The organism is Pseudomonas rhizoryzae (assembly GCF_005250615.1).
GTDB lineage: Bacteria > Pseudomonadota > Gammaproteobacteria > Pseudomonadales > Pseudomonadaceae > Chryseomonas > Chryseomonas rhizoryzae.
On the sequence record NZ_SULM01000017.1, the window covers coordinates 11671 to 27299 of the forward strand.

Sequence of the window (15629 nt, forward strand, 5' to 3'; positions counted from 1 at the left end):
CGCTCAGCCCAACCTACGGTTGTCAGACTTGTTTGTAGATCACCCCGCCTTCATCCTTGAAGCGTGCGGCCTGTTCCTGGAAGCCGGCCTCGATGGCCTTCTGCTCGTCGGTCAGGCCATTTTCCTTGGCGTAGTCGCGGACTTCCTGGGTGATCTTCATGGAGCAGAACTTGGGACCGCACATGGAGCAGAAGTGCGCCACCTTGGCCGAGTCCTTGGGCAGGGTCTCGTCGTGGAAGGCGCGCGCCGTGTCCGGGTCCAGGCCCAGGTTGAACTGGTCTTCCCAGCGGAATTCGAAGCGCGCCTTGCTTAGCGCATTGTCGCGGATCTGGGCGCCCGGATGCCCCTTGGCCAGGTCGGCGGCGTGGGCGGCGATCTTGTAGGTGATGATGCCGGTCTTGACGTCGTCCTTGTTGGGCAGGCCCAGGTGCTCCTTGGGCGTCACGTAGCAGAGCATGGCGCAACCGAACCAGCCGATCATGGCGGCGCCGATGCCGCTGGTGATGTGGTCGTAGCCGGGGGCGATGTCGGTGGTCAGTGGGCCGAGGGTGTAGAACGGCGCCTCGTCGCAGCATTCGAGCTGCTTGTCCATGTTCTCCTTGATCAGCTGCATGGGCACGTGGCCGGGGCCTTCGATCATGGTCTGGACGTCGTGTTTCCAGGCGATCTTGGTCAGTTCGCCGAGGGTTTCCAGCTCGCCGAACTGGGCGGCGTCGTTGGCGTCGGCGATGGAGCCAGGTCGCAAGCCATCACCCAGGGAGAAGCTCACATCGTAGGCCTGCATGATTTCGCAGATGTCTTCGAAGTGGGTGTAGAGGAAGTTTTCCTTGTGATGCGCCAGGCACCACTTGGCCATGATGGAGCCGCCGCGGGAGACGATGCCGGTGACGCGCTTGGCGGTCAGGGGCACGTAGTGCAGGCGCACCCCGGCGTGGATGGTGAAGTAGTCCACGCCCTGCTCCGCCTGCTCGATGAGGGTGTCGCGGAACAGTTCCCAGGTCAGTTCCTCGGCGACGCCGCCGACCTTTTCCAGGGCCTGGTAGATGGGCACGGTGCCAATGGGGACCGGCGAGTTGCGGATGATCCATTCGCGGGTCTCGTGGATGTGCTTGCCGGTGGACAGGTCCATCACGGTGTCGGCGCCCCAGCGGATGCCCCAGGTCAGCTTCTCCACCTCTTCCTCGATAGAGGAGCCCAGGGCGCTGTTGCCGATGTTGCCGTTGATCTTCACCAGGAAGTTGCGGCCGATGATCATCGGCTCCAGCTCCAGGTGGTTGATGTTGGCCGGGATGATGGCGCGGCCACGGGCCACCTCGTCGCGGACGAATTCGGGGGTGATCTCCTGGGGGATGCTGGCGCCAAAGCTCTGGCCACGGTGCTGCTGGCCGAGCAGGCCGGCGGCGCGGGCCTCCTGCAGCTTCATGTTCTCGCGAAGGGCGATGTATTCCATCTCCGGGGTGATGATGCCCTGGCGGGCATAGTGCATCTGGGAGACATTGCGCCCGGCCTTGGCCCGACGTGGCTGGCGTGCCAGGTCGAATCTGAGGGCGGCCAGGCTCGGATCGGCGAGGCGCGCCTGGCCGAACTCCGAGGACAGGCCGGCGAGCAGCTCGGTGTCGCCGCGCTCTTCGATCCAGCGCGAACGCACGTCCGGCAGGCCCTTGCGCAGGTCGATGCGCACCGCCGGATCGGTGTAGGGACCAGAGGTGTCATAGACGAACACCGGGGCGTTCGCTTCGCCGCCGAAGGCGGTGGGGGTATCGGCGAGGGAGATTTCCCGCACCGGCACGCGGATGTCGGGTCGCGAGCCGGTCAGGTAGACCTTGCGCGAGTTGGGCAACGGCTGGGTGGACTGGCGGTCGACGCGGGTGAAGTCGGTAACGTTGTTCTGCTTATTCATCGAGGCTCTCCTGGTGGGCGCGTTGCCGAGGGAAGAACCTGGACGAAGGGTGGGTGCACGGAGAAGACGCAAGCCCGGACGGATGGCGGCCATGGAGATAGGAGCGGACGCCCTCTTGTTCCCTACGCAGGTTGACGCACCGCCATGCGGCGCGCCTAGCCTGATCAGGTTCAACGGGACCCGGGACTACCCGATCTCAGCGCCTCGTAGCGCACCCCGACAAGAACGCGGCCAGTGTAACCCCAGGCCGGCGGAAACTTCGACCGCTATTTCTTCTCCTATGGCGGATTCGGACGAAGCCCCTACACTGGGGCGGTCCCTCAAGGAAGGCTCCAATAATGCGACTATTCCTGCTGCTCGCGGCGCTCTGCAGCGGCGCCAGCCTGGCCCAGGCCCAGGTGGCCGGCAGCGGCCTGCTCGACGTCTACCGCGAGGCGCTGGACAACAACGCCGACCTCGCCGCCGAGCGCGCCGGCCTCGGCGCCCAGCGCGAGGCGGTGCCCCAGGCCCGCGCCGGCCTGCTGCCGCAACTCGGCCTCGGCGCCCAATTCAACGACACCCACACCAGCCTCCAGCTCAAGGACAACCCGGCGCTGGGCGTCCAGGGGGGCCGGTACGATAGCGATCGCAGCAGCCAGCTGATCCAGGCGACCCTCAGCCAGCCACTGTTCCGCGCCGATCGCTGGTTCCAGCTCAAGGCCGCCCAGGCCGCCACCGAACAGGCCGAGCTGCAATTCTCCGCCGCGCAACAGCAACTCATCCTGCAGACCGCCGAGGGCTATTTCAGCGCCCTGCGCGCCCAGGACGCCCTGGCCACCGCCCGCGCCGAGGAAAAGGCGCTGTACCGCCAGCTGGACCAGTCCCGCGAGCGCTACAAGGTCGGCCTGACCGACGACACCGACGTGCTCCAGGCCCAGGCCAGCTTCGACAATGCCCAGGCCAACCGCTCCCAGAGCGAGCAGCAGGTGGCCGACGCCTTCCAGGCCCTGACCCGACTGACCGATCGTGACTACGGCAGCATCGCCGGCATCCGCCACGACCTGCCGATCCTGCCGCCACAGCCCAACGATGCGCGGCTGTGGGTGGACACCGCCATGCGCCAGAATCTGCAGCTGCTGGCGGCCGGCCAGGGCGTCACCGCCGCCCAGGAAACCCTGCGCCAACGCCGCGCCGGGCACCTGCCGACGGTGGATGCGGTGGCGCGCTACAGCCACAGCGACAACGATGCGGTGAATCTGCCCAACGCCGAGCAACTGGCGCTGTTCGGCAGCCCGGTCAACAGCCGCAGCATCGGTATCCAGGTCGAATTGCCGCTGTACAGCGGCGGTGCCACCAGCTCCCAGGCGCGCCAGGCCTACCGGCAGCTGGACCAGAGCGAACAGCGCCAGGAGAGCCTGCGCCGCCAGGTGGTGCAGAACACCCGCAACTACCACCGCGCGGTCAACACCGACATCGAGCAGATCCGCGCCCGCCGGCTGTCCATCGCGTCCAGCCAGCGCGCCGTGCGCGCCACGGAAATCGCCTATCAGGTGGGCAGCCGCACCATCGTCGACGTGCTCGACGCCCAACGGCTGCTGTACAACGCCGTGCGCCAGTACAACGACGCCCGCTACAGCTACATCCTGGATACGCTCAGACTCAAGCAGGCGGCCGGCACCCTGGCGCCCAACGACCTGCTGGCGCTGTCCGGCTATCTCGATCCCCACTACGATCCGGATCGCGACTTCCTGCCGCCGGATCTGGCCAAGACCCGCGCCGAGGTACTGCCGGCGCGCTCGGCTCAGGGGGTGAGCAATTTATCCAGTCCGGAAAGCAGACGCTCCAGCGCGCCCTGATTGGCGGCCAGCACGGCCAGTCCCGCCTGACGCCGACGCTCGGCCTCGGCCGGCTCGGCCCAGAGCCGGGCCACGGCGGTGGCAATGGCCGGGGCTTCCGCTACCGTCTCCAGAGCACCCGCCTCGCGCAGCTGGGCGACGATGTCGAGGAAATTGAACACATGGGGCCCGCTGAGCACCGGCAGGCCCAGGGCGGCCGGCTCCAGTGGATTGTGGCCGCCGCGCTCGATCAGGCTACCGCCAACGAAGGCCACGTCGGCCAGGGCGTAGAGAAACAGCAACTCGCCCATGGTGTCGCCCAGCAGCACCTGGGTCTGCGGCTGCACCGCCTCCCCCGTCGACCGCTGGACCACGGCGAAGCCCTCGCGGCGCACCTCAGCCAGTACCTCGGGAAAGCGCTCGGGATGGCGTGGCACCAAGATCAGCAAGGCGTCCGGTCGCGCGGCCAGGAGCTGGCGATGGGCCTGGAGCAGGATCTCGTCTTCGCCGGCATGGGTGCTGGCGGCGATCCACACCGGGCGACGGCCCCAGCCTTGGCGCAGCGCAGCCGCACGGGCCGGCAGCTCGGGGTCGATGCGCAGGTCGAACTTGATGGAACCGGTCACCGTGACCCGCTCGCTGCGGGCGCCCAGGGCGCGAAAGCGCTCGGCTTCCACCGGCGTCTGCACCGCCAGCCAGGCCAGTTCCGCCAGCATCGGGCCGGTCACTCCACCCAGTTTTCCGTAGCCCCGGGCGGAGCGTTCGGACAGCCGGCCATTGGCCAGAGCGATGGGAATGTCGCGGCGCGCCGCCTGGTGGATGAGGTTGGGCCAGAGCTCGGTCTCCATCACCACCCCCAGGCTGGGCCTGAGCCGGTCGAGGAAACGCCCGGCCAGCCAGGGCAGGTCGTAGGGCAGATAGCAATGCTGGACGTCATCACCGAACAGGGCGCGGATGCGCTCCGAGCCGGTGGGCGTCATGCAGGTCACGGTGATCGGCAGGTCGGGATGACGCTGGCGCAGGGCGCGGATCACCGGCGCGGCGGCGATGCTCTCCCCCACCGAGACCGCATGCACCCAGATGCCGCCGGGCGGCACCTCAGGCAAGCCCAGCGCCAGGCGCTCGCCGATGCGGTGTCTATAGGCAGGAGCCTTGCGCCCCCGCCAGAGCAGGCGCAAGAGGATGAAGGGCAAGGCCAGGGTGAAGATCAAGGTATAAAGGGTACGGTTCATGGGGGCGGAGCTTAATGGAGGTGGGCAGCGAGAGCGAGAAATGAGCGAAGCTCTGCCGCATGGCAGCATCCTCTGCCCAGGCTCGGTTACCGCCTCATCTGCCCTAAGACGAGGTAGTTCCTACCTCTAAAGCTTACCTTCGTTAACAACGCGTCTTGCGAAGAGACACAATCCAGCGGCTCATACTCCGGACGCGCATCCAGCACTTTGCTAGAGAGCGCAGCGCCTGCCGACAGGATGTCCGATTGCGCAGAACGCTTGATTCGCAGGAGCCGTATATCGTCCCTATCAACGATGACGAGCCCCCACTCATCCTCCAAGATCAAAACATCGTTCTTTTTAAGGTAAGCGTTGATTAGCTGTCCTTGAATACCAGATAGCGAAACCGCCGAAGCATAAGGCGGCAAGATACATAACTGGCCGTCAAAAGCTCCAAGCAGCTCATCAACGCGCACCGTCTTATTTGCATCCAGTTTCTGTAGACGCTCTCCTCGCAGCTTTTGGGTAGCAGCAGAATCGCCGCCAAACGCGAACACTAGCCCGGTGCTCAAACATAAGAGCGCGCTCCACAACCGAGGCGAAAGGTGACGCCCTCGCAGTTTCCAACCTTCCATGTCATCGATGCCTTTCGTAACGTCGAAGCCCCCAATTTTTCAGAACGTTATTACTTCTGCTCCGTGGTCGCGAGGCGAAAGCCAAAAGCGCTTGGCCCAGCAAGCATTAATCGTCCAAGAAGAAGAGCATTCTCATATTAAGCAGGCCCGCAGCTGAGCATGGCAGCCACAGCTAGGCCGCCATCAGGGTTCGCTCTAAGATTAATGCGAATGCCGCGGCATCCCCCCTTCACGGGCGATCACCTTGAGGTGCAGGGTGGCCGGTTCCAGGCAGCCGCCGGTGGAGAGCTGGCCCACCAGTTGCCGATAGAGCTCCTGCCAGGGCGTCTGGGACGGTGGCAGGTTGGGCGTCCATTCGGCACGGCGGCGCTCCAGTTCGGCGGGGTCGAGCAGTACGTCGACGCGGCGGGTGTTGAGATCTACACGCAGCCGGTCGTTGGTCTTGAGCAGGGCCAGACCGCCGCCCACCGCGGCCTCAGGCGACATGTTGAGGATCGAGGGGCTGGCCGAGGTGCCGCTCTGGCGACCGTCGCCCAGGCACGGCAGGGAGTCGATGCCCTTCTTGATCAGGGCCGCCGGCGGCGCCATGTTGACCACCTCGGCGCTGCCCGGATAGCCAACCGTACCGGCACCGCGGATCACCAGGATGCAGCGCTCATCGATCTCCAGCGCCGGATCATCGATACGCGCGTGGTAGTCCTCCGGGCCCTCGAAGACGATGGCCCGTGCCTCGAAGCTGTTTTCCTTGCCCGGCTCGGCCAGGTAGGTCTGGCGGAAGGCCTCGCCGACCACCGACATCTTCATGATGGCGCTGTCGAAGAAGTTGCCGCTGAGCACGATGAAACCGGCGCGGTGCTTGAGCGGTGCCTCGTAGGGCTGGATCACCGCCGGGTCGGCGCTGGCGGCGCCCTCGGCGATGGCGCCGATGGTCTTGCCGGAGACGGTCAGGCAGTCGCCGTGCAGGCGACCGGCCTTGAGCAGTTCGTGGAGCACCGCCGGCACCCCGCCGGCGCGATGGAAGCCCTCGCCCAGGTATTTGCCGGCCGGCATGCAGTTGGCCAGCAGCGGGATGTCTTCGCCGAGGCGCTGCCAGTCGTCCAGCGAGAGCTCGATACCCATGTGCCGGGCGATGGCGATCAGGTGCGGTGGGCAATTGCTGGAGGCGCCCAGCGCCGAGGCCAGCACAATGGCGTTCTCGAAGGCCTCGCGGGTCATGATCTGCGAGGGGCGGACGTCGTCCAGCACCAGCTGGCAGATGCGCTTACCGGTAGCATAGGCCATCTGGCCGCGCTCGCGATAGGGCGCTGGAATGCTGGCGCAGCCGGGCAGCGACATGCCCAGGGTCTCCGCCAGGGCATTCATCGACAGGGCCGTACCCATGGTGTTGCAGTGGCCCACCGAGGGTGAGGCGGCGGTGGTCAGGGCCATGAAGCCCTCGTAGTCGATCTCGCCGGCCGCCAGCAGGTTGCGCGCGTGCCAGAGCACGGTGCCGGAGCCAATCAGCTCGCCCTTGAAGTGCCCGTCCAGCATGGGCCCGCCGGACAGCACGATGGCCGGCAGGTCGGTAGTGGCCGCGGCCATCAAGCAGGCCGGGGTGGTCTTGTCGCAGCCAGTGGTGAGCACCACGCCGTCCAGAGGGTAGCCGTGCAGGATCTCCACCAGGCCGAGGTAGGCCAGGTTGCGATCCAGCGCCGCGGTGGGGCGGCGACTCTGCTCGGCGATGGGATGCACCGGGAATTCCATGGGAATGCCGCCGGCGTCGCGGATGCCGGCCTTGACCCGCTGAGCCAGCTCCAGGTGATGACGATTGCAGGGAGTGAGGTCGCTGCCGGTCTGGGCGATGCCGATGATGGGGCGGCCGGACTGGAGTTCATCGCGGGTCAGACCGTAGTTCATGTAGCGCTCGACGTAGAGCGCGGTCATGTCGGCGTGGGCAGGGTCGTCGAACCATTGCTGGCTGCGCAGCGGGCGTTTGGCGGAAGTCATGGTTATCTCTTTTGTTATTAGGGAGGAAACGGTTAGCGGCCCAGCAAGCCGCGGGCGGCCAGGTTGTGCATCAGGGCGCCGAGACCGAAGCGCCAAGCCGGTGCCTGGTCGCTGGTGGTCACCTGGTTGCGCAGGGTCCCCAGCAGCGGGCTGGCGATACTGACCACATCGCCCACCTTGTGGGTGAAACCACCGCCGGGGGCGTCGCGGTCCTGGGTCGGGGCGAACAGGGTACCGAGGAACAGCAGGAAGCCGTCGGGATACTGGTGGTTGGCATTGAGGGTCTGGGCGGCGAGATCGGTGGGATCGCGACTGATCTGCGCCATGGAGCTGCTGCCCTGAAGGTGGAAACCGTCTTCGCCCTGCACCTCCAGGGTCACCACGCACTGGCGGACCCGATCCAGATCGAAGGTCTCGTCGAACAGCCGGATGAAGGGCCCAAGGGCGCAAGAGGCGTTGTTGTCCTTGGCCTTGCTCAGCAGCAGGGCGCTGCGGCCCTCGATGTCACGCAGGTTGACGTCGTTGCCCAGGGTGGCGCCATGGATACGACCGCGGCTATCCACCACCAGCACCACTTCGGGCTCGGGATTGTTCCACTGGGAGACGGGATGGATGCCGATGAGGCTGCCACTGCCGACCGCGGCCAGCACCGGCGCCTTGGTGAAGATCTCGGCATCAGGGCCGATGCCCACTTCCAGGTACTGCGACCACAGTCCCTGCTCGATCAACAGTGCCTTGAGGGCTTGGGCGCGCGGACTGCCCGGCTCCAGACCCTGCAGATCCGTGCCGATCACGCCCTGTACCTGCTCGCGGATGGCCGCGGCGCGTCCGGCATCGCCGCCGGCCTGCTCCTCGATCACCCGCTCCAGCATGCTGGCGGCGAAGGTCACCCCGGCGGCTTTGATCACCTGCAGATCGGCGGGCGGCAGCAGGTGCAGGCGGGCCGGATCGGCCAGCTCGCCGCTGTTGGCCAGCAACTCTTCCAGGCTACCCAGGTAGATACCGGACGTGTCGCGTAGAGCTTGTAGCGGCTCGGCTTCTTCGAACAGGGCACTTAGAGTAGCGAAACGCTGAGACACATCGAAGACGCCATCCTCGCGCAGCACCACGGGCGAAGGACCGGCCAGAGAGCCCGGCACCCAGGCGCGGCCAACCAGGGTGCCGGCCAGGCCATCGGTGGGCAGGGTGTTGGCAGGCGTAAGACGAAGGGACATGGACAGGACTCCAGGGATGGATGAGTCCACGCTAGGCAGGCAGACTGATAAACTCAAATGGGCTTATCTCATCATTCGATAACCAACGTTCATCAGCAGAGGGGGCGCGCATGTCCGAGCCATCGTTCAGCCAGATCTGCCACTGGCTCAAGTTCCGCCACTTGCTGCTGATCGATACCCTGGGGCGCACCCGCAACATGCACCTGGCCGCGCAGCAGATGAATCTCAGCCAACCGGCCATCAGCAAGATGCTCAAGGAGATCGAGCATCTGCTGGGTTTTGCGCTGTTCGAACGCCAGCCGCGCGCCATGCCGCCCACCGTCCTCGGCGAGCATGTGCTGCGCTACGCCCGGATGGCGCTCAACGATGCCCGCGACTTCGCCGAACAGATCGACAGCCTGAGACGCGGCGGTCATGGCCTGCTCAGGGTTGGCAGCATCTTCGCCGCCACCGCCGTGGCCCTGCCCCAGGCCATCGTCGAGATCAAGCGGCGTTGGCCGCTGCTGGCCATCGAGGTGGTGGAACAGACCAGCGACCACCTGATGGAGATGCTCGACGACAAGCTGCTGCACCTGGCGGTGGCGCGCTTCACCGACAAGGCCCAGGCCCAGCGCTTCGACTTCCGCCCGCTGGCGCCCGAGCCTTTCCTTTTCGTGGTCAACGAGCAGCACCCGCTGGCGGGCAGCGGTCCCGTGGCCCTCGACCAGGTGCTGGCCTGGCCCTGGATCCTCTATCCCAAGGGCACCCCCATCCGCGGACGCATGGAAGAAGCCTTCGCCGCCGTCGGCCTGCCGGTACCGAGCAACACCATCGACACCATCTCCATGCAGACCTTTCTCCAGGTCCTGCGCGCCGGACCCATGATCGGCATGCTGCCCGAGGCCATGGTCGAGCCCTATCTCGCCAGCGGCGCCCTGAGCGTGCTGGAACTGCCGCTATACCTACCCGCGCAGGACTACGGCATCCTTACCCGCAAGGACGAACCCGCGACTGAGGCCGCGCGGGAATTCGCCGCCATCCTGCTCACCCATGCCGGTCGTGACCAGACCTTAAGCTAGAGGATTCGATAACGCACCGTTATCGAATGATCTGCAAATGCCATTGGGAAAGAATCGCTCGCGCTCCTAGAGTGGCTGGGCGACTCAGACGGCCGCCCGGCTTCGGCGGTCGCCTTCGACCTCTTCAATAACAACAACGGGCCCCAAGGCCCCGAAGGTCATTCCCATGTTAGAAACCACCGCTCCCCAGGGCGCCGCTGGCGACGCCTTCGAAGAACGCACCTACCGCAAGGTGGTGCTGCGTATCCTGCCGATCCTGCTGCTGTGTTACATCGCCGCCTACCTGGATCGGGTCAACGTCGGCTTCGCCAAACTGGAGATGCTTAGCGATCTCGGCTTCAGCAACACCGTCTACGCCCTCGGCGCCAGCATATTTTTCTGGGGCTACTTTATCTTCGAGGTTCCCAGCAACCTCTTGCTGCACCGCTACGGCGCGCGCTTCTGGATCGCCCGCATCATGCTCAGTTGGGCGATCATCTCCATGGCGGTGGCCTTCACCCAGCCGCTGGCGCAGTTCTTCGGCATGCAATCGAGCACCCTGTTCTATGTGCTGCGCTTCCTGTTGGGCGTCTGCGAGGCGGGGTTCTTTCCCGGCGTGATTCTCTATCTCAACTACTGGTTCCCCACCCGCCGGCAGAGCCGGGTGATGTCGGGTTTCCTGATCGCCCTGCCCTTCAGCCTGAGCTTCGGTAGCGTGCTCTCCGGCTGGCTGATGAGCAGCCTGCACAACTGGCACGGCCTGGCCGGCTGGCAGTGGATGCTGCTGGTGGAAGGCGTGCCCTCGATCGTCATGGCGGTGGTGGTGTTCTGCTGCCTGAGCGACAACATCGACAAGGCGCCCTGGCTGGATGCCCGGGAAAAGGCCCTGCTCAAGCGCAACCTGGACCAGCACACCACCGGCAAGGCCTCGCGCCTGGGCGAGGTGTTCTTCAATCCGCGGGTCTGGCTGCTGGTGTTCATCCTGCTCACCTTCAACACCGGCTTCTACGGCCTGGCCTTCTGGATGCCCTCGATCATCAAGCACGCCGGGGTCAGCGGCAGCCTGCAGATCGGCCTGCTCACCGCCATCCCCTACAGCGTCGCCCTGGTGGTCATGCTGCTCAACGCCCGCCACTCCGCGCGCACCGGCGAGCAGCGCCTGCATGCCGCAGTGCCGGCCTTCGTCGGCGCCCTGGGCCTGGTGCTGAGCGCCTGGTTCATCCACCACATCGCGCTGTCGATCTTCTTCCTCACCGTGGCAGCCTCCGGGCTGCTGGCGCTGATGCCGATCTTCTGGTCACTGCCCGGCACCCTGCTCTCCGGCGTCGCCGCGGCCGCCGGCATCGGCATGATCAACGCCATCGGTAACCTCTCCGGCTTCACCGGCTCCATGATCACCGCGACCATGGAAACCCTCACCGGAGACATCAACAACGGCACCTATGTGCTCGGTGCCTGCCTGTTCGTCAGCGGCCTGCTGATCCTGGCGATCCCGCGCTCGATGCTGCAGGGACACCGGCAGCAAACCACCCTACCCCTGACCCCGGAGGCCGCATGAGACTCGACGGCAAACGCGCCCTGATCACCGCCGCTGGCCAAGGCATAGGCTTGGCCAGCGCCCGGCTGTTCGCCGAGGCGGGCGCTGAAGTCATCGCCACCGATATCCGGCTAGACGCCCTGTACGATCTCCCCGGCATCGAGGCGCGCGTACTGGACGTCACCTCGCCCACAGCCATCGAAGCCCTACAGGCATCGCTGGGTAGCGTCGATATCCTGTTCAACTGTGCCGGCTACGTGCATAGCGGCACCATCCTCGACTGCGATGAGAGCGCCTGGCAGCGGTCGTTCGATCTCAACGTCACCGCCATGTACCGCCTCATCCGGGCCTTCCTGCCAGCGATGATCGAACGCGGCGGTGGCTCCATCATCAACATGGCGTCCGTGGCCTCCAGCGTGAAAGCCGTCCCCGAACGCCTGGCCTACACGGCCAGCAAGGCCGCGGTGATCGGCCTGACCAAGGCCATCGCCATCGATCACGTTCGCCAGGGCATCCGCTGCAATGCCATCTGCCCCGGCACGGTCGACTCGCCGTCGCTGCAACAGCGTATCGTTGCGGCAGCCCAGGCAGAAAATCTGCCGCTGGAGGATGTCCGGGCGCGCTTCATCGCCCGGCAACCCATGGGGCGCTTCGGCCAGGCCGAGGAAATCGCCCGGCTCGCCCTCTATCTGGCAAGCGATGCCTCTCTTTACACCACCGGTACCGTTCAGGTAATCGATGGTGGCATGAGCCTCTAACAGCCTGTTCAAAATCTGCTGCGCGTCGGCCAAACCGCGTTGAAAATGACTTCGGAATGCTCATTTACCACTCGTAAACTCGAGCGCGAGTCCGATCCGCTTCCTCAGCCATTTTCGCCTTGTTTGGCTCTAGCTCGCGAGATTTTGAACAGGCTCTAAACCTTTATCCCCGACAGGAGAACCCCATGAAATTGTTGCGCTATGGCGAAAAGGGCCAGGAAAAACCCGGACTGCTCGACCAGCAAGGCATCCTGCGTGATCTGTCCGCCCATGTCCCCGACATCACCGGCTCCACCCTGGGCGCCGACACCTTGGCCCGCCTCGCCAGCCTCGATCCGGCCAGCCTGCCGCGCGTCGAGGGCGAGCCGCGCATCGGCCCCTGCGTCGGTGGCGTCGGCAAATTCATTTGCATCGGCCTCAACTACGCCGACCACGCCGCTGAAGCCGGCATGGCGATTCCTTCTGAACCGATCATCTTCAACAAGTGGACCAGCGCGATCTGCGGGCCCAACGATGCGGTGGAGATCCCCCGTGGCTCCCAGAAGACCGACTGGGAAGTCGAACTGGGCGTCGTCATTGGCAAGGGCGGCCGCTACATCGACGAGGCGAATGCCCTGGACCACGTGGCGGGCTACTGCGTGATCAACGACGTATCGGAACGCGAGTGGCAACTCGAACGCGGCGGCACCTGGGACAAGGGCAAGGGCTTCGACACCTTCGGCCCGCTCGGCCCCTGGCTGGTGACCCGCGATGAGGTGGCCGACCCGCACGCCCTGGACCTCTGGCTGGAGGTCGATGGCCAGCGTTATCAGGACGGCAACACCCGCACCCTGATCTTCAAGATCCCGCACCTGATCGCCTACCTCAGCCGCTGCATGAGCCTGCAACCCGGCGACGTCATCTCCACCGGCACGCCGCCCGGTGTCGGCATGGGCATCAAGCCGACGCCGGTCTTCCTCAAGCCCGGCCAGACCATGCGCCTGGGCATCACTGGGCTGGGCGAGCAGAGCCAGATCACCGTTCAGGCGGACTGAGCGACGCCCACCCCCTGGGCCGGCCGGCGTCCTATCCCCAAGGCCATCAGCGCCGCCAGGATGCCGGTCAGCCCAGCCAGTACCAGGGCCTCCTGGTAGGAGCCGAAGTGCTCGCGCAGGGCGCCGGCCAGGAAGGCGGCACAAGCAGCGCCGAGCATATGGCCGCAGAACACCCAGCCGAATACCACCGGCGCGGTCTTCTCGCCGAAGCTCTGGTTGGTCAGCTTGACCGTGGGCGGTACGGTGGCGATCCAGTCCAGGCCATAGAAGATGCCGAACAGCAGCAACTGCTCGGGCGCGAAGCTGGAGAACGGCAGGTAGATCAGCGAGAGCCCACGCAGGCTGTAGTAGACGAACAGCAGCCGGCGTGGATCGTATCTGTCGGTCAGCCAGCCGGAGGCTGTGGTACCCACTAGGTCGAAGACGCCCATCAGCGCGAGGATGCTGGCGGCCTGGACCTGGGAGAGTCCGTGGTCGTGGCCCATGGCGATGAAGTGGGTGCCGATCAGGCCGTTGGTGGTGAAGCCGCAGACGAAGAAGGTCAGGAACAGCAACCAGAAGTCGCGCCGGCGACTGGCCATCATCAGGGTGCCGAGAGTGATGCGTAGCAGATTGCCCGGTGCGGTGGCGGCCGGCGCCTGGAAATCCGCCGGGGCGCCATGGGGCCGCAGACCGACGTCCGTCGGCCGCTCCGGCAGCAGCCAGGCCACCAGCGGGATCAGGGCGGCACTGGCCACGGCCACGGTCAGCACCACGGTCTGCCAGCCTTCGTGGCTGGCGAGATGGGCAAGCAGCGGCAGAAACACCAGATTGCCGGTGGCGGTACTGGCTGCCAGCAGGCCCATCATCAGCCCACGCCGGGCGACGAACCAGCGATTGACGATGGCAGCGCCCAGCACCATGGCCACGCAACCGGTGCCCAGACCGCTGAGCACGCCCCAGGTGGCGACCAGATGCCAGGGCTCGCGCATCAGGGTGCTCAGGGCGGTGGCCAGGCTGATCAGGGCCAGGCCACCGAGCAGGGTGCGGCGAATGCCCAGGGTCTGCATCAGCGCAGCGGCGAAGGGCCCTACCAGGCCATAGAGAAAGATACCCACGGCGGCGGCGAAAGAGACGCTCTCGCGGCTCCAGCCAAAGGTCTCCTGCAGCGGCAGGAGCAGCACGCCGGGGGTGGACCTCACTCCCGCTGAAACCAGCAGAGCGAGAAAGATCAGCGCCAGGACGACGAAGACGTAGCGCTGGCCAAGGGCGGGAGGTGTGGTCATGGCGATCATCCCAGATCGAGAAGGAATGACCTGAGTATCGCAGCGGTTACCGCCTGGCGCTGGTCAAGCTGCCCCACGGATCTGGCCAGAATTTTTCAAGGCATCAGTCTGCTATCACAGCTTGTCTTTCAGCGGGCCTGGAAGACTGGCGGCTCCTGCACGTCTCCCCAGCTTGAAAGCCACTCATACCTCTCCGTTTTCAGGGCTTTAGACTAACTCACCGTCTCCATTCGCCCATTTACTAACTGCATGATTTCGAATGCATTGAGAGCCGCGCCGCGCAGTAGCTGATCTCCGCTGATGAAAAGATCGAGTCCGTGTTGCCCGTAGATCAGATTGAAGCGGATACGTCCAACCTCAACCGCGTGCTTGTAGGTTGAAGTCATAGGCATAGGATAAATACCTTCTAGTGGATCATCCCTTACCTCTACTCCCGGTGCGGCGGACAGCAATTGGCGCACATCGTCTAGTGACCGAATGGGTCTATTGAATTTTAGAGTAAGGCTTTCAGCGTGGGATCTCAGCGTCGGGACGCGTACCGCCGTGGCACTAATAGGCAAATCCGGAACGCCGAGCACCTTGCGCAGCTCCCAAACCACTTTCATCTCTTCGCGCGTATAAAGATTTTCTTCGAAGCGATCAACCTGAGGAATAACGTTGAAGGCCAAATCATGGGCGAAATTTTCGCTGCGATTATACTGACCATAGTCGTTGAAAGATTTGGCTCGCTCGCGTAACTCCAGCATCGCCGGCTGCCCTGCGCCACTAGCGGCTTGATAGGTGGAAATGATCACGCTTTCAAGGCCGAACGCTTCGTGCAACGGCCCTAATATCATCAGAGCAATGGCTGACGAGCAATTAGGATTGGCGATCAGGCACTCGCCTCTATAACTTTTTCCGTTGATGGGCGGCACCAGCAATGGCACGTCGGAGTGGTAGCGAAAGGCAGAGGAATTGTCGATTACCACTGAGGACTGGGCCAGCAGCTCACCATACTTCAAGGAAAACTCGCCAGAAACACACAGGAATACTATGTCGCAAGTCGCGCATGCCTCGACTGAAAATGACTCTGCAATATAGGTGCGCTCATAGATCTGAAGCGCCTTACCCACTGAATGCGGCGAAGCCATGCACAAAACTTCAAGATTTGTTGATGCGAGTAGCTCCAACATGGTCAGACCAACGGCTCCTGTACAGCCAACCACTGCAACTCTTTTCATCATGCCCCCTTTATCCAA

At 64.7% G+C, this 15629-nt stretch carries 12 protein-coding genes and 1 riboswitch; of the genes, 5 read left to right on the forward strand and 7 right to left on the reverse strand.

The features are described 5' to 3' along the window. Positions 1–22: 22 nt before the first annotated feature. Positions 23–1900 carry a phosphomethylpyrimidine synthase ThiC gene (thiC, locus tag FAZ11_RS22135; protein ID WP_058774435.1) on the reverse strand — a complete coding sequence of 626 codons (1878 nt, stop codon included), beginning with the start codon at positions 1898–1900 and terminating at the stop codon, positions 23–25. A 102-nt stretch (positions 1901–2002) separates the two neighbouring features. Then, positions 2003–2129: riboswitch (TPP riboswitch) on the reverse strand. A 109-nt stretch (positions 2130–2238) separates the two neighbouring features. Here thiC and FAZ11_RS22140 point away from each other — a divergent pair. Then, the gene (locus FAZ11_RS22140; RefSeq protein ID WP_058774434.1) at positions 2239–3735 is read left to right on the forward strand and encodes a TolC family outer membrane protein; all 1497 of its coding nucleotides are present in this window, start codon (positions 2239–2241) and stop codon (positions 3733–3735) included. Here FAZ11_RS22140 and waaA read toward each other — a convergent pair. The 4 genes from waaA to FAZ11_RS22160 form a co-directional block, all read right to left on the reverse strand. Continuing rightward, entirely contained in the window at positions 3681–4946 is a 1266-nt protein-coding gene (waaA, locus tag FAZ11_RS22145) for a lipid IV(A) 3-deoxy-D-manno-octulosonic acid transferase (protein ID WP_058766399.1), read from the reverse strand. The two genes, FAZ11_RS22140 and waaA, sit on opposite strands and share 55 nt — an antisense overlap. An 86-nt stretch (positions 4947–5032) precedes the next feature. Then, positions 5033–5497, reverse strand: a complete 465-nt coding sequence (locus tag FAZ11_RS22150; protein WP_137279595.1) for a hypothetical protein — start codon at positions 5495–5497, stop codon at positions 5033–5035. Positions 5498–5761: 264 nt separating this feature from the next. Then, the gene (locus FAZ11_RS22155) at positions 5762–7546 is read right to left on the reverse strand and encodes an IlvD/Edd family dehydratase (protein WP_058766401.1); all 1785 of its coding nucleotides are present in this window, start codon (positions 7544–7546) and stop codon (positions 5762–5764) included. A 32-nt stretch (positions 7547–7578) separates the two neighbouring features. Beyond that, complete coding sequence (locus FAZ11_RS22160; protein ID WP_058766402.1) at positions 7579–8760, reverse strand: fumarylacetoacetate hydrolase family protein; 1182 nt, start codon at positions 8758–8760, stop codon at positions 7579–7581. Positions 8761–8870: 110 nt separating this feature from the next. Between FAZ11_RS22160 and FAZ11_RS22165 the strand changes: the two genes are divergently transcribed. The 4 genes from FAZ11_RS22165 (at position 8871) to FAZ11_RS22180 (ending at position 13126) form a co-directional block, all read left to right on the forward strand. Continuing rightward, a complete protein-coding gene (locus FAZ11_RS22165; RefSeq protein WP_058766403.1) occupies positions 8871–9818 on the forward strand; it encodes a LysR family transcriptional regulator in 948 nt (315 codons plus the stop codon). Positions 9819–9984: 166 nt separating this feature from the next. After that, positions 9985–11355 carry an MFS transporter gene (locus FAZ11_RS22170; protein WP_058763749.1) on the forward strand — a complete coding sequence of 457 codons (1371 nt, stop codon included), beginning with the start codon at positions 9985–9987 and terminating at the stop codon, positions 11353–11355. Continuing rightward, on the forward strand, positions 11352–12092 hold the full coding sequence (locus FAZ11_RS22175) for an SDR family oxidoreductase (RefSeq protein ID WP_058766404.1): 741 nt from the start codon (positions 11352–11354) through the stop codon (positions 12090–12092). The genes FAZ11_RS22170 and FAZ11_RS22175 overlap by 4 nt, the downstream gene beginning before the upstream one ends. A 185-nt stretch (positions 12093–12277) precedes the next feature. Beyond that, positions 12278–13126: an ureidoglycolate lyase gene (locus tag FAZ11_RS22180; RefSeq protein ID WP_058763753.1), complete on the forward strand. Its 849-nt coding sequence runs from the start codon at positions 12278–12280 to the stop codon at positions 13124–13126. Here the strand turns inward: FAZ11_RS22180 and FAZ11_RS22185 are convergent. Both FAZ11_RS22185 and FAZ11_RS22190 read right to left on the reverse strand, forming a co-directional pair. After that, positions 13114–14391 (reverse strand): MFS transporter, encoded by a 1278-nt coding sequence (locus tag FAZ11_RS22185; protein ID WP_240043645.1) that lies wholly within the window; start codon positions 14389–14391, stop codon positions 13114–13116. The two genes, FAZ11_RS22180 and FAZ11_RS22185, sit on opposite strands and share 13 nt — an antisense overlap. Positions 14392–14603: 212 nt before the next feature. Then, the gene (locus FAZ11_RS22190; protein ID WP_241493591.1) at positions 14604–15614 is read right to left on the reverse strand and encodes an aspartate-semialdehyde dehydrogenase; all 1011 of its coding nucleotides are present in this window, start codon (positions 15612–15614) and stop codon (positions 14604–14606) included. Positions 15615–15629: the final 15 nt, after the last annotated feature.

Excerpts from the sequence above, each read along its gene's own strand:
- thiC (WP_058774435.1), bottom strand. The coding sequence starts at position 1,900 with ATGAATAAGCAGAACAACGTTACCGACTTCACCCGCGTCGACCGCCAG.
- FAZ11_RS22140 (WP_058774434.1), top strand. The coding sequence starts at position 2,239 with ATGCGACTATTCCTGCTGCTCGCGGCGCTCTGCAGCGGCGCCAGCCTG.
- waaA (WP_058766399.1), bottom strand. The coding sequence starts at position 4,946 with ATGAACCGTACCCTTTATACCTTGATCTTCACCCTGGCCTTGCCCTTC.
- FAZ11_RS22155 (WP_058766401.1), bottom strand. The coding sequence starts at position 7,546 with ATGACTTCCGCCAAACGCCCGCTGCGCAGCCAGCAATGGTTCGACGAC.
- FAZ11_RS22160 (WP_058766402.1), bottom strand. The coding sequence starts at position 8,760 with ATGTCCCTTCGTCTTACGCCTGCCAACACCCTGCCCACCGATGGCCTG.
- FAZ11_RS22165 (WP_058766403.1), top strand. The coding sequence starts at position 8,871 with ATGTCCGAGCCATCGTTCAGCCAGATCTGCCACTGGCTCAAGTTCCGC.
- FAZ11_RS22170 (WP_058763749.1), top strand. The coding sequence starts at position 9,985 with ATGTTAGAAACCACCGCTCCCCAGGGCGCCGCTGGCGACGCCTTCGAA.
- FAZ11_RS22175 (WP_058766404.1), top strand. The coding sequence starts at position 11,352 with ATGAGACTCGACGGCAAACGCGCCCTGATCACCGCCGCTGGCCAAGGC.
- FAZ11_RS22180 (WP_058763753.1), top strand. The coding sequence starts at position 12,278 with ATGAAATTGTTGCGCTATGGCGAAAAGGGCCAGGAAAAACCCGGACTG.
- FAZ11_RS22185 (WP_240043645.1), bottom strand. The coding sequence starts at position 14,391 with ATGACCACACCTCCCGCCCTTGGCCAGCGCTACGTCTTCGTCGTCCTG.
- FAZ11_RS22190 (WP_241493591.1), bottom strand. The coding sequence starts at position 15,614 with ATGATGAAAAGAGTTGCAGTGGTTGGCTGTACAGGAGCCGTTGGTCTG.